Source organism: Actinoplanes sichuanensis (assembly GCF_033097365.1).
Lineage (GTDB): Bacteria > Actinomycetota > Actinomycetes > Mycobacteriales > Micromonosporaceae > Actinoplanes > Actinoplanes sichuanensis.
The window spans coordinates 9,327,501-9,350,078 of record NZ_AP028461.1 but is presented as its reverse complement, the minus strand read 5'-3'; the positions used below and the strand labels follow the sequence as shown (position 1 = coordinate 9,350,078).

23 protein-coding genes, 3 tRNA genes and 1 rRNA gene (1 of these 27 cut by a window edge) are annotated in these 22,578 nt (G+C 68.5%); 16 read left to right on the top strand and 11 right to left on the bottom strand.

What is annotated here, in order from left to right:
- Window positions 1-150: 150 nt before the first annotated feature.
- Complete coding sequence (locus Q0Z83_RS43015) at window positions 151-360, top strand: BldC family transcriptional regulator (RefSeq protein WP_014687221.1); 210 nt, start codon at window positions 151-153, stop codon at window positions 358-360.
- Between the two features lie 100 nt (window positions 361-460).
- Here the strand turns inward: Q0Z83_RS43015 and Q0Z83_RS43010 are convergent, their stop codons facing one another.
- The gene (locus Q0Z83_RS43010) at window positions 461-838 is read right to left on the bottom strand and encodes a PPOX class F420-dependent oxidoreductase (RefSeq protein WP_317789210.1); all 378 of its coding nucleotides are present in this window, start codon (window positions 836-838) and stop codon (window positions 461-463) included.
- Window positions 839-856: 18 nt separating this feature from the next.
- Here Q0Z83_RS43010 and Q0Z83_RS43005 point away from each other — a divergent pair, with 18 nt between their 5' ends.
- The 4 genes from Q0Z83_RS43005 (at window position 857) to Q0Z83_RS42990 (ending at window position 4,128) form a co-directional block, all read left to right on the top strand.
- The gene (locus Q0Z83_RS43005; RefSeq protein ID WP_317789208.1) at window positions 857-1,633 is read left to right on the top strand and encodes a class I SAM-dependent methyltransferase; all 777 of its coding nucleotides are present in this window, start codon (window positions 857-859) and stop codon (window positions 1,631-1,633) included.
- On the top strand, window positions 1,630-2,196 hold the full coding sequence (locus Q0Z83_RS43000) for an RNA 2'-phosphotransferase (RefSeq protein WP_317789207.1): 567 nt from the start codon (window positions 1,630-1,632) through the stop codon (window positions 2,194-2,196). The genes Q0Z83_RS43005 and Q0Z83_RS43000 overlap by 4 nt, the downstream gene beginning before the upstream one ends.
- A gap of 82 nt (window positions 2,197-2,278) precedes the next feature.
- A complete protein-coding gene (locus Q0Z83_RS42995; protein WP_317789206.1) occupies window positions 2,279-2,857 on the top strand; it encodes a hypothetical protein in 579 nt (192 codons plus the stop codon).
- Window positions 2,854-4,128 (top strand): PrsW family intramembrane metalloprotease, encoded by a 1,275-nt coding sequence (locus Q0Z83_RS42990; RefSeq protein ID WP_317789204.1) that lies wholly within the window; start codon window positions 2,854-2,856, stop codon window positions 4,126-4,128. Before Q0Z83_RS42995 ends, Q0Z83_RS42990 begins: the two co-directional genes overlap by 4 nt.
- A gap of 5 nt (window positions 4,129-4,133) precedes the next feature.
- On the opposite strand, the gene Q0Z83_RS42985 is transcribed toward Q0Z83_RS42990, so the two are convergent.
- Complete coding sequence (locus Q0Z83_RS42985; protein WP_093620677.1) at window positions 4,134-4,388, bottom strand: hypothetical protein; 255 nt, start codon at window positions 4,386-4,388, stop codon at window positions 4,134-4,136.
- Between the two features lie 199 nt (window positions 4,389-4,587).
- On the opposite strand from Q0Z83_RS42985, the gene Q0Z83_RS42980 reads away from it, so the two are divergent.
- On the top strand, window positions 4,588-4,938 hold the full coding sequence (locus Q0Z83_RS42980) for a hotdog fold thioesterase (protein ID WP_317797284.1): 351 nt from the start codon (window positions 4,588-4,590) through the stop codon (window positions 4,936-4,938).
- Between the two features lie 50 nt (window positions 4,939-4,988).
- On the top strand, window positions 4,989-5,378 hold the full coding sequence (locus Q0Z83_RS42975; protein ID WP_317789200.1) for a hypothetical protein: 390 nt from the start codon (window positions 4,989-4,991) through the stop codon (window positions 5,376-5,378).
- Between the two features lie 6 nt (window positions 5,379-5,384).
- On the opposite strand, the gene Q0Z83_RS42970 is transcribed toward Q0Z83_RS42975, so the two are convergent.
- On the bottom strand, window positions 5,385-5,693 hold the full coding sequence (locus Q0Z83_RS42970; RefSeq protein ID WP_317789198.1) for a hypothetical protein: 309 nt from the start codon (window positions 5,691-5,693) through the stop codon (window positions 5,385-5,387).
- Window positions 5,694-5,823: 130 nt separating this feature from the next.
- Between Q0Z83_RS42970 and Q0Z83_RS42965 the strand changes: the two genes are divergently transcribed.
- The 4 genes from Q0Z83_RS42965 to Q0Z83_RS42950 all read left to right on the top strand — a co-directional run bounded on the left by Q0Z83_RS42965 (window position 5,824) and on the right by Q0Z83_RS42950 (window position 9,464).
- On the top strand, window positions 5,824-6,303 hold the full coding sequence (locus Q0Z83_RS42965) for a permease-like cell division protein FtsX (RefSeq protein WP_317789196.1): 480 nt from the start codon (window positions 5,824-5,826) through the stop codon (window positions 6,301-6,303).
- A gap of 32 nt (window positions 6,304-6,335) precedes the next feature.
- Entirely contained in the window at window positions 6,336-6,899 is a 564-nt protein-coding gene (locus tag Q0Z83_RS42960; RefSeq protein ID WP_317789195.1) for a calcium-binding protein, read from the top strand.
- Between the two features lie 99 nt (window positions 6,900-6,998).
- Window positions 6,999-8,201, top strand: coding sequence for a calcium-binding protein (locus Q0Z83_RS42955; protein WP_317789193.1), 1,203 nt, complete (start codon window positions 6,999-7,001; stop codon window positions 8,199-8,201).
- A 168-nt stretch (window positions 8,202-8,369) separates the two neighbouring features.
- Window positions 8,370-9,464, top strand: a complete 1,095-nt coding sequence (locus Q0Z83_RS42950) for a calcium-binding protein (RefSeq protein ID WP_317789191.1) — start codon at window positions 8,370-8,372, stop codon at window positions 9,462-9,464.
- Window positions 9,465-9,522: 58 nt separating this feature from the next.
- On the opposite strand, the gene Q0Z83_RS42945 is transcribed toward Q0Z83_RS42950, so the two are convergent.
- The 8 genes from Q0Z83_RS42945 to Q0Z83_RS42910 all read right to left on the bottom strand — a co-directional run bounded on the left by Q0Z83_RS42945 (window position 9,523) and on the right by Q0Z83_RS42910 (window position 16,459).
- Window positions 9,523-10,926, bottom strand: coding sequence for a hypothetical protein (locus Q0Z83_RS42945; protein ID WP_317789189.1), 1,404 nt, complete (start codon window positions 10,924-10,926; stop codon window positions 9,523-9,525).
- A gap of 720 nt (window positions 10,927-11,646) precedes the next feature.
- A tRNA-Phe gene (locus Q0Z83_RS42940) sits at window positions 11,647-11,720 on the bottom strand.
- Between the two features lie 13 nt (window positions 11,721-11,733).
- Window positions 11,734-11,807: transfer RNA gene (locus Q0Z83_RS42935), tRNA-Asp, on the bottom strand.
- Window positions 11,808-11,864: 57 nt separating this feature from the next.
- Window positions 11,865-11,937: transfer RNA gene (locus Q0Z83_RS42930), tRNA-Glu, on the bottom strand.
- A gap of 171 nt (window positions 11,938-12,108) precedes the next feature.
- Window positions 12,109-13,155 carry a MerR family transcriptional regulator gene (locus Q0Z83_RS42925; protein WP_317789187.1) on the bottom strand — a complete coding sequence of 349 codons (1,047 nt, stop codon included), beginning with the start codon at window positions 13,153-13,155 and terminating at the stop codon, window positions 12,109-12,111.
- The gene (gene idi / locus Q0Z83_RS42920; protein WP_317789186.1) at window positions 13,145-13,780 is read right to left on the bottom strand and encodes an isopentenyl-diphosphate Delta-isomerase; all 636 of its coding nucleotides are present in this window, start codon (window positions 13,778-13,780) and stop codon (window positions 13,145-13,147) included. Before idi ends, Q0Z83_RS42925 begins: the two co-directional genes overlap by 11 nt.
- 101 nt (window positions 13,781-13,881) lie before the next feature.
- The gene (gene crtI, locus Q0Z83_RS42915; protein ID WP_317789185.1) at window positions 13,882-15,363 is read right to left on the bottom strand and encodes a phytoene desaturase family protein; all 1,482 of its coding nucleotides are present in this window, start codon (window positions 15,361-15,363) and stop codon (window positions 13,882-13,884) included.
- Between the two features lie 25 nt (window positions 15,364-15,388).
- Window positions 15,389-16,459: a polyprenyl synthetase family protein gene (locus tag Q0Z83_RS42910; protein WP_378078464.1), complete on the bottom strand. Its 1,071-nt coding sequence runs from the start codon at window positions 16,457-16,459 to the stop codon at window positions 15,389-15,391.
- 69 nt (window positions 16,460-16,528) lie between these two features.
- On the opposite strand from Q0Z83_RS42910, the gene Q0Z83_RS42905 reads away from it, so the two are divergent.
- The 5 genes from Q0Z83_RS42905 to Q0Z83_RS42885 form a co-directional block, all read left to right on the top strand.
- Window positions 16,529-17,416, top strand: coding sequence for a phytoene/squalene synthase family protein (locus Q0Z83_RS42905; protein WP_317789184.1), 888 nt, complete (start codon window positions 16,529-16,531; stop codon window positions 17,414-17,416).
- Entirely contained in the window at window positions 17,416-18,738 is a 1,323-nt protein-coding gene (locus Q0Z83_RS42900) for a cryptochrome/photolyase family protein (protein ID WP_317789182.1), read from the top strand. Before Q0Z83_RS42905 ends, Q0Z83_RS42900 begins: the two co-directional genes overlap by 1 nt.
- Window positions 18,739-18,964: 226 nt before the next feature.
- Window positions 18,965-20,314: a dihydrolipoyl dehydrogenase family protein gene (locus Q0Z83_RS42895; RefSeq protein WP_317789181.1), complete on the top strand. Its 1,350-nt coding sequence runs from the start codon at window positions 18,965-18,967 to the stop codon at window positions 20,312-20,314.
- A 36-nt stretch (window positions 20,315-20,350) separates the two neighbouring features.
- Window positions 20,351-21,193, top strand: a complete 843-nt coding sequence (locus Q0Z83_RS42890) for a Rieske 2Fe-2S domain-containing protein (protein ID WP_317789180.1) — start codon at window positions 20,351-20,353, stop codon at window positions 21,191-21,193.
- A 559-nt stretch (window positions 21,194-21,752) separates the two neighbouring features.
- Window positions 21,753-22,578 (top strand): 16S ribosomal RNA (locus Q0Z83_RS42885) (it continues 692 nt past the right edge of the window).

Here is a 22,578-nt window from a genome sequence, read left to right as displayed (position 1 = left end):
CGCAAAAATCGGGCATGCTTCATCCGTCTATCTGGGGACGTTCGTCCGTTCGGCCCATGTCGGACATCGGGGACTAGCCGGACCATGAGAGACGCACCGGCCGGCGGGACCCCGGCCGATGTTTTTTAGGCACCTGTGGAGGAGTGACCGATGGCATCGCGTACGCACGATCCTGAGCCGCTACTAACGCCGGCCGAGGTGGCGTCGATGTTCCGAGTCGACCCGAAGACCGTTACTCGGTGGGCCAAGGCGGGCAAGCTCAGCGCTATTCGCACGCTGGGTGGCCACCGTCGCTACCGGGAGTCGGAGGTCCGCGCCCTGCTGCAGGGGCAGATCCCCACGCAGCGCCAGGGCGACTGACCGAGTCGACCGAGAACACGTCGCAAGGGGCGAACGCTGGGGAAGGCGATCGCCCCTTCTTCGTAGAAATGAAAAGCGCCGGCAGACGCCGGCGCTTCTTCTATTCCGTCACCAGTACGGCGACTGTTCCGTCGGTGCCCCGGCGCAATCGGCTGCCGAGCATGGTGAGCCGCCCGATCATCCCGTACTTCTTCTTGATGCCGTCGCCGACGCGGACCCGATCGGCGTGGTCGCCGATCCGCGCGGTCGCCTCGATCGGCTCGCCGCCGGTGGGGTTGCCCCGCATGTCGCAGGCCGCGACGGTGACCCGGCCGCTGTTGCGGATGCGCTTGAGCTTGCCGCTGCCGGCCACCGTCCAGAAGCCCAGGCCGGTGCCGTCCGGCACGACCCAGAGCGGTGTCGCGACCGCCCGGCCGTCTCGGCGGAATGTGGTGAGAAGGACGTATTTCTCCGAGCCGAGTTGCTCCAATGCGGTCATGCTTGAAGAGTATTGACCATGACACAGCCGGCGATCGGTGACGCCTTCGGAGAGATGATCCGCGACGCGTACGCGGTGCACACCGGGGTCGGGAGGCGGCCACTGGCGGGCGGCCGATACCCGCGGCCGGTGATCGAGGTGATCGAGCGCGAGGACGGCCTGATCAACGGCGCACCGGCCGCCCACTACCTGGCCGAGCCGGACGAGTGGCGATCCTTCGACCACCGGGCGGTACGGCTGTGCCGCGGCCGGGTGCTCGACATCGGGGTGGGCGCCGGCCGGATCGCGATCGAGCTCCAGCGCCGGGGGATCGCGGTGACCGGGCTGGACACGTCGGCCGGCGCGATCGAGGTGTCCCGGGACCGGGGGCTGCGGGACACCGTCCTGGCCACGGTCGACGAGTTCTCCCGGGCCAGCGTCCGGTACGACACGTTCCTACTGCTCGGCAACAACCTCGGGCTGCTGGAGAGCGCGGAGCGGGCGCCCGCCTTCCTGGCCGCGCTGGCCCGACTGGCGGCGCCCGGGGCGCGGATCGTGGCCCAGGGCGCGGACCCGTACGGGACGACGGACCCACTGCACGTGAGCTATCACGAGAACAACCGGGCTCGTGGTCGGCTGGGTGGGCAGTTGCGGCTGCGGCTGCGCTACCGGGAGATCGCAACCGGCTGGTTCGACTACCTGAACTGCTCCGTCGGTGAGCTGGAGTCCCTGCTGGCGGGCACTTCCTGGCGGCTGAAATCGATCGACGAGCAGGACCGGCCGTATTACGTTGCGGTCATGGAGTACACCGGATGACAGTTCTCAGCCGGGATCAGGTCCGCATGAGTAAGCGGATGTCCCTGGTCCTGCGACACCGGCCCGAGGTGGCCGGCCTCACCCTCGACGCGAACGGATGGGTGCCGGTCGCCGAGTTGCTGACCGCCCTCGGCATGAGCCGCACCGACCTGGACCTCGTGGTCGCGAACAACGACAAGTCACGGTTCGCCGTGCAGACCGGCCCGGACGGCATCGAGCGCATCCGCGCCAGCCAGGGCCACTCCCGGCGGGTCGCCGTCGATCTCGACCTACCGGCCGCCACCCCGCCCGCCGAGCTGTTCCACGGGACACCGCGGGCCAACCTCGACGCGATCCTGCGGGAGGGGCTTCGTCCACGCAGCCGGCACCACGTACACCTGTCGGTTGATCTGTCGACCGCGGTGACCGTCGGTCGCCGCCGCTCGCCGGACGTGGTGGTGTTCAGCGTGGCCGCGGGGGTGATGGTGGCGGAGGGGCACATCTTCCACCGCAGTGACAACGGGGTATGGCTGACCGCTGTCGTACCGTCACAGCATCTTTCGGTAAAACGGACAAATACGTAATCTGCCAGGTCGCCCCTCCATCCACTGTGGCCGGTCAGCGGTTCTCCGGACAGCGGCGGGTAACCGCCGTTAACTTGGACGGATGGGGAGGGTCACTCGGCGTCATCTCACCGACCTTCCCGGCACCCTCGGTCTGCCCGTCGCACTAGCGGTGGCATCGATCTTGGCCGTTCTCGCCTTCGGTCTCCCCGTGCTGGACCGGGCCGTACCGGCCGAGCGAGCCGTCGCGTCCGGGCCCTACCGGGTGGGCGCCGGGGTCACCGTGGTGCCCCCACCCGGGGCCGTGCTCGACGTGACCGGCACCCGGCCCGGCAGTGACCGCGGAACCGTCCTGTTCCGCCTCGGCCCGGTGCGCTACGCGATAGACGTCGAGCCGTTCGACGGTGATCTGACCGCGGCCGCCGTCCGGCTCCGGCAGCGCATCACCGGCATCAACGGTCACCGGATCACCGGCACCCAACTCGCGGTCTCCACAGCCGGTGGATTCGCCGGGGTGCAGGGCGGCTACACCACGGGTGAACGGGACGGTCGGTATGCCGTCTTCGTCGCCGACGGACTCACCATCGAGGTCATGGTCAGCGGAGACGACAACGACCTCGGGCCGGCCCTACCGGCGATCGACGCCAGCACCCGCACCCTGCGCTACGAGACCGGTAAATGAGCGAGCCGGTCCGGCCCGGGACGCCTCGGGTGGTCGTGCTCGCCCGGCAGCCCGCCTTCTGGGTGGTGATCGCGCTGCTGGTCGCCGGCGCGGTGCGGATCGCCCAGATCACTGCGATCTTCATGGACAGCTTTCCGATCGCGACGATCACCGCGATCGTGTTGTTCGGGCTTCTGGCCGTACCCTTCTGGCTCTTCCTCGATGAACTGGATTTTCTGGAACGGGAACCGCCGAGCCTGCGTGTCCTCGCGTTCGCGTGGGGTGGCCTGGTCGCCACCAGCGTCTCCATCCCGGGCAGCACCGCCCTGGACAACCTGATCGCCAAACTCGGCTCTCCCGACCTGGCCGCCGAATGGGGTGCCGCCCTGGCCGGGCCCACGGTCGAGGAGATCGCCAAGACGCTCGGCGTGGTCGCCATCGTGCTGATCGCCCGCGCCCAGGTGAACAGCGTGCTCGACGGCATCGTCTACGGCGCTCTCGTGGGGCTCGGGTTCCAGATCGTCGAGGACGTGGTGTTCGCCGTCGGAGCGGTGCAGCAGGCCGGCGAGGGTGACCGCATCCAGCCGGTGATCGTCACGTTCCTGGTGCGCGGCTTCCTGGCCGGCGTGTGGAGTCACACCCTGTTCGGCGCGCTGGCCGGGGCCGGCATCGGATACCTGGTGGTCAACCGAGATCGGAGCCGGGCCCGCCGGCTGACGGTGGCCGCCCTGGCCCTGTTCGCGGCCTGGGCGTCGCACTCGCTGTGGAACTCGCCGCTGTTCCGGGAGAGTCTCGGCGACAGTGCGGTGGCCCTGCTCGCGGTACTGCTCTTCAAGGGCCTGCCACCGCTACTGCTGGTCCTCTACCTGGTGCGGCGGGCGCACGATCGGGAGGCGGCCTACTACGTGGCCATTCTGGCCACGGTCCGGGATCCGGACCTGATCACCGAGGGCGAGCTGCGGGTTCTCGGTTCGCACTCCCGGCGGGGTGCGGCTCGGCGGCACGCTGCGGCTAGCGCGGGGCACAAAGCCCGGGCAGCGGTACGGCGACTCCAGCGCGCCCAGGCCGGCTTGGCCGTCGAGTTGAGCCGGGCCGAAGCCGACGTGCCGGACGACGCCACCGAGGCCCGGGCCGTGGAGGTCCGGGAACACCGCGTCGCCCTCGCCGCCCTCGGACATCCGGAGGCGGTCGAGGGCGTGCGGTCCTGGCGGCACACCGCCTCCACCATCGGAACCGCGGTGGTCGCCATCGCGGTCCTCTGGGTGACCCTGTCCGCCCTCGGGGGTGGCTGAGCTTCTCAGACCGTCCCGGCAGGCGGCAGGCCGCCGTCGCCGTCGACGATCAGGTCCGGGGTGCCGTCCTCGTCCAGGTCGACCATGGTCACGTCGACCTTGCCGTCGCCGTCGGTGTCGAACTGGTAGAGGTCCGGCTTGCCGTCACCGTCGGTGTCCGAGACCCAGACATCGGTACGGCCGTCGCCGTTCGCGTCGTTCTTCAGCAGGTCGACACGGTCGTCACCGCGCGTCTCGATGACCTCCTGCGGCTCGCTCATACTGCTTCCTCTCGTCGGCCGGAGGGTCCGGCGGTGTGCCCGTCAGTACCCAACGGATCAATCGAACAGTCCCCGATGCTGTGATGGTTGTCGCTGGTGCCGCTCCTGAACGGGCGTAAGGTACGCCGACGTGGATATCGCTGAGGACGGCAAGCAACACCTGTTCACCAGCGGTGGCGGTGGTGCGCTCGCAGAACGTATGGGTATCGAGATCACTGAGGCCACCGCCGAACGGGTCGTAGGAATCATGCCCGTCGAAGGCAACACCCAGCCGTACGGGTTGTTGCACGGCGGAGCCTCCTGCGTGCTCGCCGAGACCCTCGGTTCGGTCGGCGCGGTCCTGCACGGGCAGACCGTCGATCGTCCGTTCGCGGTAGGCGTCGACATCAACGCCACTCACCACAAGGCGGCCCGCTCGGGACTGGTGACCGGAATCGCAGTCCCGGTGCACCGGGGTCGTGCGGTCGCCACCTACGAGGTCGTCATCACCGATGAGACGGGCGACCGGGTGTGCACGGCCAGGATCACCTGCCTGCTCAGGGGTGCCTGAATTCCCACGTCCGGGTGCGTTCCTTGACCGCCCGACGTACCTTTTGCAACGTGACCGACGTACCACAGCACGCATTCGACGACGCCGCGCAGGTTCTGCAGTGTGCGCTCAGCGGCGACACCGCGGCTGTGGCCGACACCTTCGACGCGGTCGTCGATCGTGACGGTGTGGTCGGCGCGTGGGACGTCGCGTGGTGCCTCGCGGCGACCATGGTCGGCCAGTTCCCCCCGGGTGGGGCGTGGACCCTGGAGTTCCCGGGGATCGACGATGCGCGATATGACAAGCGCTGGGTGGCCCGGTTCGTCAGTGCCTATGTCAACGGCGACTTCCCGACCGGTGAGGCGCTCTTCGGAGCCGCGATAGCCGACGGCACGCTGCCCGACTGCCTGCTCGCCCTGGCCGGGTCGACGGTCGCGACTCTGCGCCACCGGGCGGCGTGAACCCGGTTACTTGCTCTTCAGGTAGAGGGCTTTCGCATACTGCGCGGCGGCCGCGTTGTTGTACATCGACGCCTGCGACATGAAGAACTCATTGTCGGCGATCGCCCGGGACGCCTGTGACGTCCCCGCCCAGCGGATGTCCGCCTCCGCCTCGGAGAGCCCGCGCGCCTTGAACTGCCGGCGCATCGCCACCCGGCCGGCGCGGAACGCCTCGGCCGCCTCCTCCGCGTGTTTCATACAGGAGAGGGCCTTCTCGCTGAGCGCCTCGGCCAGGGTGTAGGCCGCGTTCTCCGCATCATTCGCAAAGCCGTTCACGCCGACGCCTCCTTGCGTCCGTGGGTGTGACCGATCCCGACAACTCTGTAGCAACCGGCGACCGCCTACAAGGCCCTCCGTGACGGGTGTGGACAACCGCATCACCGTCCGTTGATATAGCTTGCGGATCATGAGTGATCCACAGCCGACAGACGACTTATCCGGCCGGCGTTGGCTGCGACTACTGGCCGTCGTCGCGGCCGCGCTGGTGCTCGGCTCCATCGCCTCGACCACGGCGATGCTTCTCGCCGGCTGGCGATATGTTCCGGAACGGGAGTTCACCGTCGCGGTCGTCATGCAACCGGACGCGGACACCACCCAGCGCGAGGCGGTGCAGCGCCGGCTCGGTGAACTGCCGGCCGTCGACGGGGTTCGGTTGCAGACGCGGGAGCAGGCGTACGAGAAACTCCGCCAGCGAGTGGCCGGCGATCCCACCCAGATGGAGGGAATCGAGGCCGCCACGATGCCGGAGTCACTGCATCTGACCACTGTGGGCCGAGACTTCGACTGCGGGCCGCTCCCGTTGATCCGGAAGATGAGCGGCGTCGACCGGATCCGGGTGGTGATGCGTCCCGACGGCAGCCGCCCCGGAGCCGAACTCGGGTGTTGAACGCTCGCAAGTCTTCGAACGGGGGTTCCACGATGAATGTGAAGCACCTTTCCGCGCTCGGCGCCACCGCGGTGGCGGCCGCCTCCACCGTGTTCTTCGCGTCGCCGGCCCAGGCCGCCTCGGCCGGTCTGGCGGCCGCGGGCAAGAGCACCGTCAGCTTCCGCGCCCTGATGGGCCGGACCAACCGAGTCACCGTCACCATCTCCGGCCGGACCGTCACCCTCACCGACCGGGTCGCGATCAGGGCCGGCACCGGCTGCCGTTCGGTCAGCCGGACCAGGGTGCGATGCACCACCAGTCAGGCCACCAGGACGATCAAGGTGGCGCTCGGCGATCGGAACGACTACGTCCGCAACTACACCGGTGTCTTCATGCTGGCCAGCGGCTCCGCAGGCAATGACACCCTGATCGGCGGGTCCGGCATCGACCAGCTTCAGGGCGGTCCCGGCAACGACCGGCTGTACGGCGGCAGGGGCCGGGACGAACTGTTCGGCGATTCCGGTGCGGACCACATCGTCGGAGTCAGGGGGTACGACTACATCGCTCCATTGAGTGATGCAGATCACTCGATATTGGGGCGAACGTCGGAACGGTAGCGTTCTAGCATCGTGGCAGCGTGGCCGGACCCACCGTTCGGCCCGTCTGCTTCGAACGGGGATTTCACTGTGGCACTGGTCAATCGTCGAACCCTGTCCATGATCGGAGCTACCGCGGTCGCGGTCGCTACGTCCTCACTCTTCCTCGCCAACCCGGCGCAGGCGGCCGGCGCAGGCCTGGCCAAGGTGGTCGGCACCAACAAGGTTCAGTTCCAGGCACTCGTCGGCAAGTCGAACTCGCTGACCATCACCATCTCCGGGCGTACCGTCACGCTCGACGACAAGGTGGCGATCAAGGCCGGCAAGGGCTGCAAGGCCGTCAAGGGCGACAAGACCAAGGTCAAGTGCACGACGTCGAAGAAGACGGCGCAGATCACGGCCGCCCTGGGCGACAAGAACGACTACATCAACAACAAGACCTCGGTCTTCCTGCTCGTCTTCGGTGGCAGCGGCAACGACACCCTCGTCGGCGGTCCCGGGCGTGACCAGCTGCAGGGCTCCTACGGCGTCGACAAGCTGTACGGCAACGGCGGCAACGACACCCTGTTCGGCGAGTCCGACGGCGACTACCTCTACGGCGGCTACGGCAACGACTACGCCGACGGCGGTTACGGCCTCGACCGGGTGTGGGGCCAGGCCGGCAACGACACCATCTTCGGTGACAGCGGTTACGACGTGCTCTCCGGCGGCGACGGCGTCGACAAGATCGACGGTGAGACCGGCAACGACACCATCTACGGTGACAACGGCAACGACCAGCTCGAGGGCGGTGCCGGCAACGACACCATCTCGGGCGCGGCCGGGGCCGACCTCATCGACGGCGGTGCCGACAACGACACCATCTACGCCGGCAGCGGTCAGTACGTCGGCTCCGACAACCAGACCTACGGTGACGAGAGCTACGGCGGTGCCGGCAACGACACCATCTACGGCCAGGGCGACTACGACTACATCAACGGTGAGGACGGCGTCGACACCGTGAGCGGTGGCGCCGGACGGGACTGGGTCGAGGGCGGCTTCGGCAACGACCGGGTCTACGGCAGCGAGAACGACGATGTGGTGATCGGCGAGTTCACCGACAAGAACTGGGAGCTCGTCGAGGACCCGAACGCCGTCGACTACGCGGACGGCGGCACCAACGACGCCCTCGGTGACGTCTGCGTCGTGACCGCTCTGTCCACTGCGGTCAACTGCGAGCCGCAGTCCGGGACCGCGGGTGCCAAGGCCGCCGGTCGTACGGCCGTCCCGGTGCCCGCCGGTGCGTTCGGAGACGTGGTCAAGAACGCGAAGGCGCGTCGGTAATACCGCAACAGTTCATCGACAGAGCCCGGCTGCTTCGGCGGCCGGGCTTTTTCGTGTCCGAAAGTGACTCACATCATCCGTTCGGCTGGTGACGTCGAAACGGTAGCGTTCTACGATCATCGCCACGGTCGGCCTGTTTCGCGCCTACCTCGACACGGGGGAATCAACATGTTCCTGCTCAACCGTCGGACCCTGGCCGCTGTCGGCGTCACCGCCGCCGCGATGGGCTCCACCGCGCTCTTCTCCGCCCCGGCGCTGGCCGCCGCGCCCGCCGGCACCGCGCAGGTCGCCGGGACCGGCACGGTCGAGTTCACGGCGCTGGCGGGCAAGGCCAACGGCCTCACCATCACCATCGCCGACCAGACCGTCACCCTCGACGACCTGGTCGCGATCAAGCCGGGTGCCGGCTGCACCGCGGTCGCGGGCGACGCCACCAAGGTCACCTGCATCACGACCGGCGTGACCACCGCGATCAACGTGAACCTCGGCGACCTGAACGACTGGGTCAAGAACCAGACCGCGGTCCGCCTGTCCGCCAACGGTGGCGCCGGCAACGACACCATCTACGGCGGCTCGAACGCCGACCGGCTGGACGGCGCGTCGGGCAACGACACCATCTACGGTGGCGCGGGCAACGACTCCGTCTGGGGCCAGGCCGGCAACGACACGATCTACGGCTACAGCGGCAACGACAGCATCTCCGCGGGCGACGGCAACGACCGGGTCTTCGGCCAGGACGGCAACGACACCATCTACGGTGGCAACGGCGTCGACCTGCTCAACGGCGGCAACGGGATCGACAAGATCGCCGGCCAGGCCGGTAACGACAAGATCTACGCCGGTGCCGGCGAGGACGCCGACTACAACGGCGACACCGTCTGGGGCGGCGCGGGCAACGACACCATCTACGGTGAGGGCGGCGCCGACGAGATCTACGGCGGCACCGGCAACGACACCGTCTCCGGTGGCGCCGGCTCCGACGCCCTGATCGGCGAGTCCGGCAACGACACCCTCAGCGGCGGCGCCGGTGAGGACCTCCTGGTCGGCGAGAAGATCAACAGCAAGGTCCTGCCGGTCGGCAGCGCCAAGGCCAAGGACAAGCTGTACGGCGGTTCCAGCGTTGACCTGTGCATCGCGCTCAAGGGCGCCAAGTACTCCGGCTGTGAGTACAAGAAGTGGTCGGACTACCTGAACAGCTTCGGCGCGAGCAGCCTCGCCGCCAAGCCGTCGGCCCTCGAGGTTCGCCTGGCCCGCATCGCCTGATCGTCACCCACGTCTGAACGGCCCGGCCATCTGGCCGGGCCGTTCGTGTATCCCGGGTTCAGCTCGGGAACGAGTCCGGATCGACGTCGGACGAGCTGGCGTTGCCACCCAGCCGCACCTTCAGGCTGAGCTCCCAGATCGTGTACTGGCGTGAGGTGGTGGTGAACTTGAAGCTCGAGTCGAACTTGCTGAACTGGCAGTTACGGGTGAAACGCTTACCGTCCCAGTCGGCGCCGGAGGACATGAAGACCTGGTAGGTGCCGTCCTTGATACGGCCGGTGGTGACCTTCTTCTGTCCTCGGATGTAGACCGAGACGGCAGGCTTCTTGGAGCCGTTCTTCACCAGGTTGATCACGGTGTCCACATTGTTGCCGTTGTCCACCTTCAGCTCGCCGCTGCCACCCGTCGTACGGGTCAGGTAGCTGCCGTTGGCCTTGCGACGGTTCTGATCCTTGGTCGCCGCCGGAAGGAACGAACCGAACCGGTATTTCGCAGCCGGATCGGCGGCGCCCAGAGCGGTGATCGCGGACCGCAGGTCGGCCGCGCCACCGGCCCGGCTGAGCGCCGCGCTGGCCGACCCACCGGTGCAGACGCTACGGCTGTCCGCGGCGCTGGACACCTCGCTCAGGTCGCTCTCCAGGGCGGAGAGCGCGGAGACCAGGTCACGGTGCGCCGCACTGACCGATTCCGGCGCGGTCAACGCGGACAGCGTGGACGTCTGCGTGCTCACCGTCTGGGCCAGGGCGTCGGCTGCACTCGACACCGCCCGCGGCGAAGTGGCCGACCGCAACTTGCCGACAGCGGCGGACAGCTGCTTGTTCGCCTCGTCGAGCGACGCCTGGAAGTCGGCCGGATCGAGCGGTGCCGCCGTGGGAGCCGCGGTCTCGGTCGGCTGCGTCGCCGTCGTGGTGGAGGTGGTGGTCGTGTCACCGGTGCCGCTCGTGGTGTCGGCGTCGCTCTCCCGGAACAGGGTCGGCACCAGACAGATCCCGGCGACGAGGGCGACACCCACGGCGCCGGCGACGACCCGGGCGCGGGTGCCGAACCGGCGTGGCGGAGGCGAGGCGAAGCCGGACTGGACATAACCGGGCTGGGCATAACCAGGCTGGGCCTGACCGGGCTGGGGATAGCCGGGCGGGGCATAGCCGGGCTGGGCCGGACCGGGCGAGGGGTAGCCGGGCCCGTACGGCGGCGCCGGAGGGAACGGGCCGGCGGGAGGCACCCGGATGGCCACGGAGACGGTTCGGGTGGAGGTCACACCGGTGGCCGGATCGACCCAGGGCAGGTCGACGTTCTGCACCATGCCGTCCTGGGCGCCGGGCGGAAAATAAATCATGACGGGCGACCCGTCCGGCGGCATGGCGATCGTCTTGGCCACGCCACTGGCGGCCTCGGCCGCACTCAACTCGACGACGACATCTGCGGGCCTATCGGCGAAACTACCCCCCGTATTCACGTCCATCCCTAGAGTATTGGAGGGCCGCGCAAGTAAGTCCATCCACGCTTTTGATCCAGAACATCGAGAGGCGCAACTCGGGCAACAGCCGCTACACCCTCTGCGGCGAACCGCCGGCTACCGAGCGGCCCGGATCGCCCGAGACTCCGAAGTGCTCCACCGACCCGGAGAAGGTTCGTTCCGATCGCGGGTGAGCTACCGGGAAGGTCAGGCGCCGTCCTCGGCACGTTCGATGATCACCGTGTACGCGATTCAGATGAGGTGTGCCAGGGCTCCAGCGTTCGCATCGTCAGGTGCGCGCTGTCCTTCGCTCCGGTTATCCAGTGGCTCCCGCCGGCGATGCGGGCCGCATCATGCGCCGTATCGGCCAGGTCCTCCAACGATGCGGGGTCAGGACGCAGCAGAACGGATAAGCCCCAGGAGTCTGGACGCCGTGCGTTCCGCTTCGCGGCTTGCCACCGATTGGGACCCTCCCGGCGGCGGGCGTGGCCGTGCCGGTTGTCCCGCACCGATGGGTAGTTGTGGCGCACGTCATTCTTCTGGGCGATGACCGACTACGGCGCGAGGCGGGGGACAGCGTGCACCGACCGTGCCACTCGGGATGGCGATCATCGGTGAGCCGCGGTGAGTAAAGGCCGACCTCACCCGGTGCCGATCCCGGAAAAGACGAAGCCCTCAACCGCGATTTCGCAGGTGAGGGCTTGCGTACCGAGTTTCGGTGATTTGTGGCCAGGGGCGGGGTCGAACCGCCGACCTTCCGATTTTCAGTCGGACGCTCGTACCAACTGAGCTACCTGGCCGTGAACTTACTTGCGGTCCTGACGGGACTTGAACCCGCGACCTCCGCCTTGACAGGGCGGCGAGCACTCCAACTGCTCCACAGGACCTTGCTATGTAACTGTCTTGCTTGGCTCGCCAGTGGCTTGCGACCACTAACTTACCAGTACCCCCAACGGGATTCGAACCCGTGCTACCGCCTTGAAAGGGCGGCGTCCTAGGCCACTAGACGATGAGGGCAACTTCCGCCATCATTGCACATCGCGCTGGCTGCGCGATCGGCAACGCTTGGTGGTTTCTAGCCCCAACCGCGCCCCCCGCTTGAGGCATGCAAAGCATATGCGATGCCTGTACTGATCTTCAAATCGGTATCCCCCTTTCTTGCAAAATCCCCTCTGACCTGGGCAAACGTCAGGCGTTCGCGGCGGAGGCCACCCGGACCGCCTCGGCCAGGCCGCTCAGCGGGGTCACCAGAGGGGGCAGATCGGCGATCGGCCAGCCCGGTCCGGCGGCCGCGACCACGAGTGGCGGGTGCGGCAGGGACAGCAGATGCTCCAGCTGGGTCACGTCGCCGGTGCCGGGCAGCTGCGACCACAGGACCACCACGGCCGGCCCGGTACGGTCCACCGCGTCCAGCAACGCCCGGGACGGCACTCGAGCCCCCAGGAGGCGGCTGGGTACCCCGTTCTCGGCCAGTGCGGCCGCCAGCGCCTCCAACGGCAGGGTGTGCTGCTCCTCGTCGGCCGCGGCGAGCAGGACCCGCGGGTCGAGGTCCCGGGCGGGGCGGGGCACGATGCTGAGCGCCTCGGTGACCGAACGGGACAGCAGGTGCTCGACCTCGACGAACCGTTCGGTGGCCTCGTACCGTTCACCGATCCCGATCAGCACCGGCATCATCACGTCGTTCCAGGCGGAGATCACGCCGCGATGGGTGACCGCCGACTCCAGGATGTAGCGCATCGACGGCGCGTCCAGCCGCATCGCCGCCCGGGCCAGGCCCCGAGCGGCCGGATCGGCTCGGGGGCCGAGCGCGATGGTCTGCCCACCGCCGGCCCGACCGTCACCGGGTCGCACGTCCGGGATCAGTGCGCCCGACTCGACGAGCGACAGGATCGATTCCCGCGCGGCCGCCGCGGCGGCTCGAAGCACGGGCTCGTCCGAATCCGCGGGAGCGACCGCTCCGGCGAAGGAAGCCGGGCTGTCCGGATTCGGCTCAGGGGCGGCCGGATCGGGCGAGCGCCGCGCCCACGCCGCCGCCTCCGCCGGGGCCACCCCCTGCGCGGTGAGCCGCTGCATGACCTGCAGGCGGACCATGTCCTCGACGGTGTACCGCCGATGATGACCGGGCTCGTGCCGGCTGGGCCCGAGACCGTACCGCTGATGCCAGGTGCGCAGCGTGGTCACCGCGACGCCGAGGCGGCGTGCGGCGGCTCCGGCGCTCAGGCCGTCATTTGCCACCCGACCGCTCCGCTGCCGATTCGGTCGATGCGACTGAGGTCCGCGGGTCGAGGTGGTCGGCCAGGCGGCGGGTCACACCTTCCAACCAGGGTGCGTACGCCGTGGGCGCCGCCTCGACCTCCCGCAGGATCGTGTCGACCGTCACCCACCGAAGTTTCGTGACCTCCTGTGGATCGGGTCGGAACTCCGTGTCGGCCGGGACGTCGCCGAGCAGGACGTGGTCGTATTCCCGCTCGACCCGCCCGGTGACCGGATCCTCCGCGAAGTACACGTAGACGCCGACCTCGCGGAGTGCCACGGCCGAGACGTCGAGTTCCTCGCGGAGCCGCCGCCCGGCCGAGACGGTGACCTCCTCGCCCGGGACCGGGTGTCCGCAGCAGGTGTTACCCCAGCGCAGCGGGAAACGGGTCTTCACCGCGGCCCGCTGTTGCAGCAGCACCCGCCCGTCGGGCCGGCGCAGGAAGACCGAGAACGCGCGATGCAGCATCCCGGGTGCCTCGTGCGCGTCGCGAACCGTCGCGGTGCCGGCGAAATCCCCGGTCCCATCGACGAGCTCGACGAGCTCGCCCTCCCGGGCCGAAGCCGAGACGGACGAAGCCGAGGCCGACACGTGAGAAGCCGGCACGGGAGAAGCCGAGACCGACGGAGAAGAAGCGGGGGACGATGTGGAGGAGATCGACGGGGAGACCGGGCAGGATGCGTTGCCCGCACGCGGCGCGGGAGCGGTCATGCGGAACCTCCGGTGATCCGGTCGGCGGCCAGCTTCCCGGAGATCAGAACCATCGGCACACCCACCCCGGGCTGGGTGCCGGAACCGGTGAAGACGACGTTGGGCAGGGTCGGGTGCAGGTTGGACGGACGGAACGGCCCGGTCTGGGCGAACGTGTGCGCGGCCGCGAACGGCGTGCCGGCAGCCATCCCGTCGTCGGCCCAGTCGGCCGGCGTGATGATCCGTTGCACCTCGACCCCGTCCCGGAACCCGACATACCCGCGCCCTTCGAGGACCCGGAGCAGCTCGTCGGCGTAGCGCCGGTCCATGCCGCCGCGCCAGTCGATCGGCCCGGTCTCGAGGTTGGGCGTGGGGGCGAGCACGTAGTAGGTCTGCCGGCCGTCGGGTGCCGCCGTCGAGTCGGTGTGGGTGGGGTTCGTCACCAGCAGGGACGGATCGCTCATCAGGAGACCCTTGTTGATGATCTCGTCGAAAGTGCCCTTCCACGCCGTACCGAAATGGATGTTGTGGTGGGCGATCTTGGAATAAGCCTGGCTGGAACCGATGTGCAGGACCACGCACGACGGTGAGTAGCGAAGTCGCCGGAGGCGGCGAGCCGGGAGGAGGTCGCGGTAGGCGACCGGCAGGTCCGGGTTGAGGACGACGACGTCGGCCGGGATGTGCTCGCCGTCGGCGGTGACGACGCCGGTGGCGCGGCCGTTCGAGGTGAGCACCCGGTCGACCGTGGTGTCGTAGCGGAACGTGACCCCGTGTTTCTCGGCCGCCCCGGCCAGCGCCTTCGGCACCGCGTGCATGCCGCCCTTGGGGAAGTAGACCCCGGCGACCGAGTCGAGGTAGGCGATGACGGCGTAGATGGCGAGCGCGTCGTGCGGGGCCAGACCGGCGTACATCGCCTGGAACGAGAAGATCCGCTGGGTACGGGGATCACGGAAATACTGGTCGATCTTGGGCTGGAGTCGCCGGAACGCGCCGAGTCCGAGGAGCTTCAACAGGTTGAGGTTCATCAGGTCGACCGGGGTGTCGAGGTTCCGGTCGATGAAGTGGTCGCGCTCGAGCTGCCACAACCGCCTGGTGAAGTCGACGAACCGCAGGTAGCCGTCGGCTTCGCGGGCGCCGCAGACTCGGGCGATCTCCGCCGCCATCCGGGTGGTGTCGGTACGCACGTCGAGCGTGGACCCGTCCGGGTAGTAGGCCCGGTACGCCGGGTCGAGCGGGCTCAGTTCGAGCCAGTCGCTCAGGTTCTCGCCGACCGCGTTGAGGGGTTCGGCGATCAGTTCGGGCATGGTGAGCACGGTCGGACCGGTGTCGAAGTCGTACCCGCCGACGGACAACCGGCCGGCCCGTCCGCCGGGCACCGGCTCCCGCTCGACGACGGTGACCTGCCGGCCGGCCGCGGCCAGGTGCAGGGCGCAGGCGAGACCGCCGAGCCCGGCACCGACGATGACGACCCGGTCGGTGGGTCCGGTCACTATTCGCACGTCACGGCTCCAAAAGTAGGTTTCATCATGCCGGTCGGTGCGTGGCCGCGGTGGCCAGCTCGATCAGGGCGGCGCGGGCGTCGGTGCGGACCGGGGCCTCGGCTATGGCCGCGACACCGGCGTCGACTCGGGACCGGATCATCTCCTCGACCTGGGCGGGTGCCCCGGTGGCCGCGATGATCTCGGCCTGCCGGGTGATGTCGGCCGCTTCGAACTCGTCGAGTTGCGCGTCGGTGGCCAGTTGCCGAGCCAGCATGAGCAGGGTGGTGGGCTTGCCGGTGCGCAGGTCGTCGCCTGCGGGTTTGCCGGTGATCCTCGGGTCGCCGTAGACACCGAGCAGGTCGTCGCGCAGTTGGAAGGCCTCCCCGACGGCGAGACCGTAGATCCGGTACGCCTCCTCGAGAGCGGCGTGACCGCCGGCCGCCAGGGCCAGCCCGAACCCGAGCGGCCACTGCACCGTGTAACTGGCCGTCTTGTGCCGGGCCACGAGTAGCGCCCGCTCCACCGACCAGGCCGCCGGGTCGGTCTCGCCGAGCACGTCGAGGTACTGCCCGGCGACCGCCTCCACCCGCATCCGGTCGTAACGGGTGCGCACATCGAGGAGGGTGGTGGGCGGCAGCGCGGTCCGGGCGAGCAACTGGTCGGCCCAGACCAGGCACAGGTCACCGACCAGGATGGCGGCCGAGTCACCGAACCGCTCGCCGTGCTGGGCGGCGAACAGCCGGTGTGCGGTGGGCCGGCCGCGCCGGGTGGCGGACCGGTCCATCAGGTCGTCGTGGACCAGCGCGAACGTGTGCATGAGTTCAAGTGCGCCGAGAGCGGGTAAGACGCCCTCGACCGGTTCGTGGGATCCGACGACGCCGCGCCAGCCCCAGTAGGCGAAGGTCGGTCGAATGCGCTTGCCTCCGGCCATGACCAGGTCGCGGGTGGTCCGGGCGAACCCGCCGAGAGCGGGGTCGACGGTATCGAGGGAGGCGATCTGGCAGGCGAGGAAGTCGGCCAGCGTGCCCTCGACGGCGCCGATCAGCGCTCGGTGCGAGACCGGCTGGCGAGGGATCGCTTCGAGACGATTTCCCTCGAGGGTGTGATTGGCCACGCTCAGTACCGTACCCTAACTTTCTGAAGTTGCGTCGATTCGTGCGTCGATTTAGCCGGAGGTCCCGGAGTGGAAACCGATCTGGCAGCTGCCTACGAGCGCTGCCGCGAACTGCACCGTGAGCACGGGCGGACGTACTACCTGGCGACCCGGTTGCTACCGGCGTGGAAGCGGCGACATGTCCACGCCCTCTATGGATTCACCCGATATGCGGACGAAATCGTCGACCGAACCGAGTCCCGGCCCTCTGCCGAGCGGGCTGCCCTGCTCACCGCATGGTCAAACCAGTTCCTCGACGGGCTCCGCGGCGAACCCACCGACGATGAACTCCTGCCGGCCGTCCTGCACACCATCGCGGTCTTCGACCTCGACCTCGAAGACTTCGAGAAGTTCCTGCGCAGCATGACGATGGACATCACCGTCACGAGCTACCGCACCTACGACGACCTGCTCGACTACATGGAGGGCTCGGCCGCCGTCATCGGCACCATGATGCTGCCCATCCTCGGTTCCTCCGACCCGGCCGCCGCCCGCGAACCGGCCCGCCAGCTCGGCTTCGCCTTCCAGCTCACCAACTTCATCCGGGACGTCGCCGAAGACCTCGAACGCGGCCGCGTCTACCTGCCCGAAGACCACCTCGCCGAGTTCGGCGTCACCCGCGCGATCCTGGACGAGGGCGTCGCCACGCCCGCGGTCAAGGCACTGATCAAGGCCGAGGTCGCCCGAGCCCGCGAGCACTACGCCCTCGCCGCGCCCGGCATCCCGCTGCTCGAGAACGCCTCGCAGGCCTGCATGCGCACCGCGTTCCAGCTCTACGGCGGCATCCTCGACCAGATCGAGGCGATCGACTACGACGTCTTCGGCCGCCGCGCCACCGTCCCCAACCACCGCCGGGCCGCCGTCGCCGTGCGTAGCCTCCTCACCCGGCCCGGCACCCCGGTCCAACTGGCGGCGTGATGGGTACCGCGGTGGTCCTGCTCACCCGGGACCTGCGTGTACACGACAACCCGGCACTCGCCGCAGCCTGCGCCGCGGACCGGACCGTCCCCCTCTACGTCCTCGACCCGAAACTCGCCGGCCTCTCCCCGAACCGCACCCGCTTCCTTCACCAAAGCCTCGTCGACCTGCGCGAACAGCTCCGCAACAGGGGCGGCGACCTGATCGTCCGGGAGGGCGACCCGGTCGCCGAGACGATCCGCGTCGCCCGCGACACCGGCGCCGAGACGATCAACCTGGCCGCCGACGTCAGCGGATACGCCCGCCGCCGCGAACAGCGCCTCCGGACCGAGAGCGAACGCCACCGCATCGGCCTCGAACTCCACCCCGGCGTCACCGTCGTCGAACCCGGCGCGGTCCGCCCGGGCGGCGGCGGCGAGTCCTACAAGGTCTTCACGCCCTACTTCCGCTCCTGGTCAGCGGCCACCTGGCGACGACAGGCGCCGACACCGAAACAGATCGACCTCCCGAACGGCGTCACCATCGGCCGCCTGCCCGGCCTCCCGGCCGGCGAATCACCGCACGCCTGCGAAGGTGGCGAGACCGCGGCGCGACACCGGCTCACCACGTGGATGCGACAGGACATCGAGGGGTACGGCGAAGCGCACGACGATCTACCCGGCGACGGCACGAGCCGACTCAGCCCGTACCTCCGCTGGGGTTGCCTCTCCCCACTCGCTCTCGCCGAGGCGGCCCGCGAACGTGGCGCCGACGCCTTCGTCCGCCAGCTCTGCTGGCGCGATTTCTACTACCAGGTCACCCGGGCCTTCCCGACACTCTCCACCGAGGCGATGCGCCCGGCCGCCGACCGTGACTGGCGCCACGACGACGACGCCCTCCAACACTGGAAAGACGGGCTCACCGGCGTGCCGATCGTCGACGCCGGCATGCGCCAATTGCGCGAAGAGGGCTGGATGCACAACCGTGCCCGGCTGATCACCGCGGCCTTCCTCACCAAACACCTCGGCATCGACTGGCGGCCCGGCGTCGCCTGGTTCTTCCGCTGGCTCCTCGACGGAGACGTACCGAACAACTCGGGCAACTGGCAGTGGACCGCCGGCACCGGCAACGACACCCGGCCCTACCGGCGCTTCAACCCGATCCGCCAAGCGCTCCGATTCGACCCCGAAGGCGTGTACGTTCGTCGTTACGTACCTGAGTTGAAGGGGATCGACGGCGCCGCCGTGCACCAGCCGTGGCGTCTCCCCGAGTCGGAATTCCGCAGCCTCGACTACCCCGGCCCGCTCGAATCACACCGGGACGAAGCGGTCTGGCTGCGATAACGGGACCCGCCGGCGGTTGCGTCCGTCAAACCTTCTTCCGGCGGGTCTTTCAAACACCGACTTTTGAACACCGATGGGCGGCCATGAGAATGGTGAGCGCCAGCCAACGCTCGCCATCGCCCCCTCATGGCCGCCGCTTCCTCGGTGTTACCCGCTTCCGCGAAGGTTCTGAATCGGCCACCGCACCGCCCACATGAGGAAACCCATCGGTGGTTAGCTGACACCCATGGACGACGTGCGGAACGTGGACGTGGTGGTCATCGGACTCGGCGTGGGCGGCGAGGAGGCCGCCGGACGACTCGCCGCCGCCGGACTCGACGTGATCGGGGTGGAACACAACCTGGTCGGCGGCGAATGCCCGTACTGGGGATGCATCCCGACCAAGATGATGGTCCGGGCCGGATCCGCGCTCGCCGAAGCCCGCCGCATCCCCGGTCTCGCCGGCGCCGCCACCGTCGAACCCGACTGGGCGCCCGTCGCCCGCCGGATCCGCGAGCAGGCCACCGACGACTGGAACGACAAGGTCGCCGTCGACAGGTTCACGAGTAAGGGCGGGACTTTCGTGCGCGGCCGGGCCACCATCACCGGTCCCGGCCGGGTCAAGGTCGGCGAGCAGGAGTACGCCGCCTCGCGCGCCCTGGTCGTCGCCACCGGCACGGTCGCCGTCATCCCGCCGATCGACGGTCTCGCCGGCACCCCGTACTGGACCAACCGGGAAGCCGTCGAGGCCACCACCCTGCCCGAGTCGCTCGTCATCCTCGGTGGTGGTGCCATCGGCTGCGAGTTCGCCCAGGTCTTCGCCCGCTTCGGGGTCCAGGTCACGATCATCGAGGGGTCCGACCGGATCCTCGCCATGGAGGAACCCGAGTCCTCCGAAGTCGCCGCCTCGGTGATCGGCGCCACCATCCGTACCGGAGTCCGTGCCACGAACGTCTCCCACGACGGCGGCTTCACCGTCCAACTCTCCGACGGCAGCTCCGTCTCCGGCGAGAAGCTCCTCGTCGCCACCGGACGCGCCGCCCGCCTCGGTGATCTCGGCCTGGACCGCATCGGACTCGACCCGACCACCCGCTTCCTGACCACCGACGACCGGATGCGCGCCGCCGACCGGGTGTGGGCGGTCGGCGACGTGACAGGCAACGGCGCCTTCACCCATATGGCCATGTACGAGGCCGACATCGCCGTCCGCGACATCCTCGGCCAGGGCGGACCGGGTGCCGACTACCGCGCCCGACCCCGCGTCACCTTCATCGACCCGGAGATCGGTGCGGTCGGACTCACCGCTGCTCAAGCACGTTCCTCGCTGACGAACGTGCGCGTCGGGCACGTTCCCCTCGGTCACACCTCACGCGGCTTCGTACACGGGCCCGGCAACGAGGGCTTCATCAAAGTCGTCGCCGACATGGACCGGGGTGTGCTGGTCGGCGCCACCACCGCGGGACCGGCCGGCGGCGAGATGATCGGGGCGCTCGCCGTCGCCGTCCACGCCGAGGTGCCGATCACCACCTTGCAGAGCCAGATCTGGGCGTACCCGACCTTCCACCGCGGCATCGGCGACGCGCTCAAGGCTCTCTGAACGTTTGGGCCGGATCCGGGTGGGCACCGCCACTACATGTTGCGGCAGGCACTCACCCGGATCGAACAGGCCGACGCCCTCGACGGCGCCAGCGACAAACTGCAGGCCGCGGTCTCGTCCGCGGTCCGGCCGCGCACCCTGCGCGACGTATTGCACGGGAGCCGGCTGGGGCATCCACTCCACCCGGTGCTCGTCCAGGTGCCGATCGGGGCCTTCCTCTCCGCCGCGGTCCTCGACCTCCGCCCGTCCCGGTCGAACGCCTCGACCGCCCTCATCGGGGTCGGTCTGGCCGGGGTGCTGCCGGCCGCGGTGGCCGGTTGGGTCGACTGGTCGGAGATGACCCGGGACCGGCGGCGGGTCGGGCTCGTCCACGCCGCCACCAATCTGGTGGCCACCGGGCTCTATGCCGGCTCCCTGATCGCCCGGCTCACCGGGCGATCGAAATCGGGGCGGGCGTTGGCTTTCGCGGGCCTTTCGGTTGCGGGTGCCGGTGCCTTTCTGGGAGGGCATCTGTCGTACGCCCAAGGCGGCGGGACCAGTCATGCGGCGCCCGAGGTCGCCCGTGTGCCGGAGGAATGGACCGTGGCCGGGTCGCTCGCCTCCCTGCCCGAGGGGAAGCCCGCGGCACGGCGGGTCGGCGACACCGCGGTGCTGCTCTTCCGCCAGGGCGACCAGGTGAGTGCCCTGATCGACAGGTGCTCGCACGAGGGCGGGCCGCTCAGCGAAGGGTCGGTCGTCGACGGGTGTGTGGTCTGCCCGTGGCACGGGAGCACCTTCCGGATCAACGACGGGGCGGTGATCCACGGGCCGGCCGGGAATGATCAGCCGACCCTGCCGGTCCGCGTGCGCGACGGGATGGTCGAGGTGCGCCGCCCCTGAGCGTCTTGCGCGCCTTCGCTTGTGGCCTTCTGTCCTCCCCTTCCCTGCTTCTGTCTTCCTCCCTGCTTCTGTCTTCCTCCCTGGCGGATGAGTTCCTTGAGGAGCGCACACCCACGTTGACCTGCGGAAACGACTAAGGGTGACCCCCGATTTGGAGCGCCAGAAACCAGCGGGTAATGTTTTGGGAGCCGCCAGGGAGACGGGCGAGCGAGCGGGACCTGAACTTTGGGGCCCGGCCGGCCGTCCTGACGGAAAACCTTCGAACTTCGGATCACGGCCCAGCCGTGCGCCTGAGCGCGGAGATACTAGGGCAGATCGGGACCAACCGGGAGAAACCGGTTGACAACACCGAGAAGGCCTAGTAAAGTAGAGCGAGTGCCCCGGAGGGCGGGCCGCGAAAGCGGTTCGGTTTAAGGTGTGCGGTTGTTCTTTGAGAACTCAACAGGGTGCTTGATAAGCCAGTGCCAATTATGGCAATACCCCGGCTTGTCGTTTAGGCGATAAGTGGGAGATTCCTTTGGCAACATTTTTGTTGCCGGGATGAGTTTTTCAACAGATTTTGTTGGAGAGTTTGATCCTGGCTCAGGACGAACGCTGGCGGCGTGCTTAACACATGCAAGTCGAGCGGAAAGGCCCTTCGGGGTACTCGAGCGGCGAACGGGTGAGTAACACGTGAGTAACCTGCCCTGGACTTTGGGATAACCCTCGGAAACGGGGGCTAATACCGAATACGACACTCTACCGCATGGTGTGGGTGTGGAAAGTTTTTTCGGTCTGGGATGGACTCGCGGCCTATCAGCTTGTTGGTGGGGTAATGGCCTACCAAGGCGACGACGGGTAGCCGGCCTGAGAGGGCGACCGGCCACACTGGGACTGAGACACGGCCCAGACTCCTACGGGAGGCAGCAGTGGGGAATATTGCACAATGGGCGGAAGCCTGATGCAGCGACGCCGCGTGAGGGATGACGGCCTTCGGGTTGTAAACCTCTTTCAGCAGGGACGAAGCGCAAGTGACGGTACCTGCAGAAGAAGCGCCGGCCAACTACGTGCCAGCAGCCGCGGTAAGACGTAGGGCGCGAGCGTTGTCCGGATTTATTGGGCGTAAAGAGCTCGTAGGCGGCTTGTCGCGTCGAATGTGAAATCTCAGGGCTCAACTCTGACATTGCATTCGATACGGGCAGGCTAGAGTTCGGTAGGGGAGACTGGAATTCCTGGTGTAGCGGTGAAATGCGCAGATATCAGGAGGAACACCGGTGGCGAAGGCGGGTCTCTGGGCCGATACTGACGCTGAGGAGCGAAAGCGTGGGGAGCGAACAGGATTAGATACCCTGGTAGTCCACGCTGTAAACGTTGGGCGCTAGGTGTGGGGACCCTCTCCGGGTTTC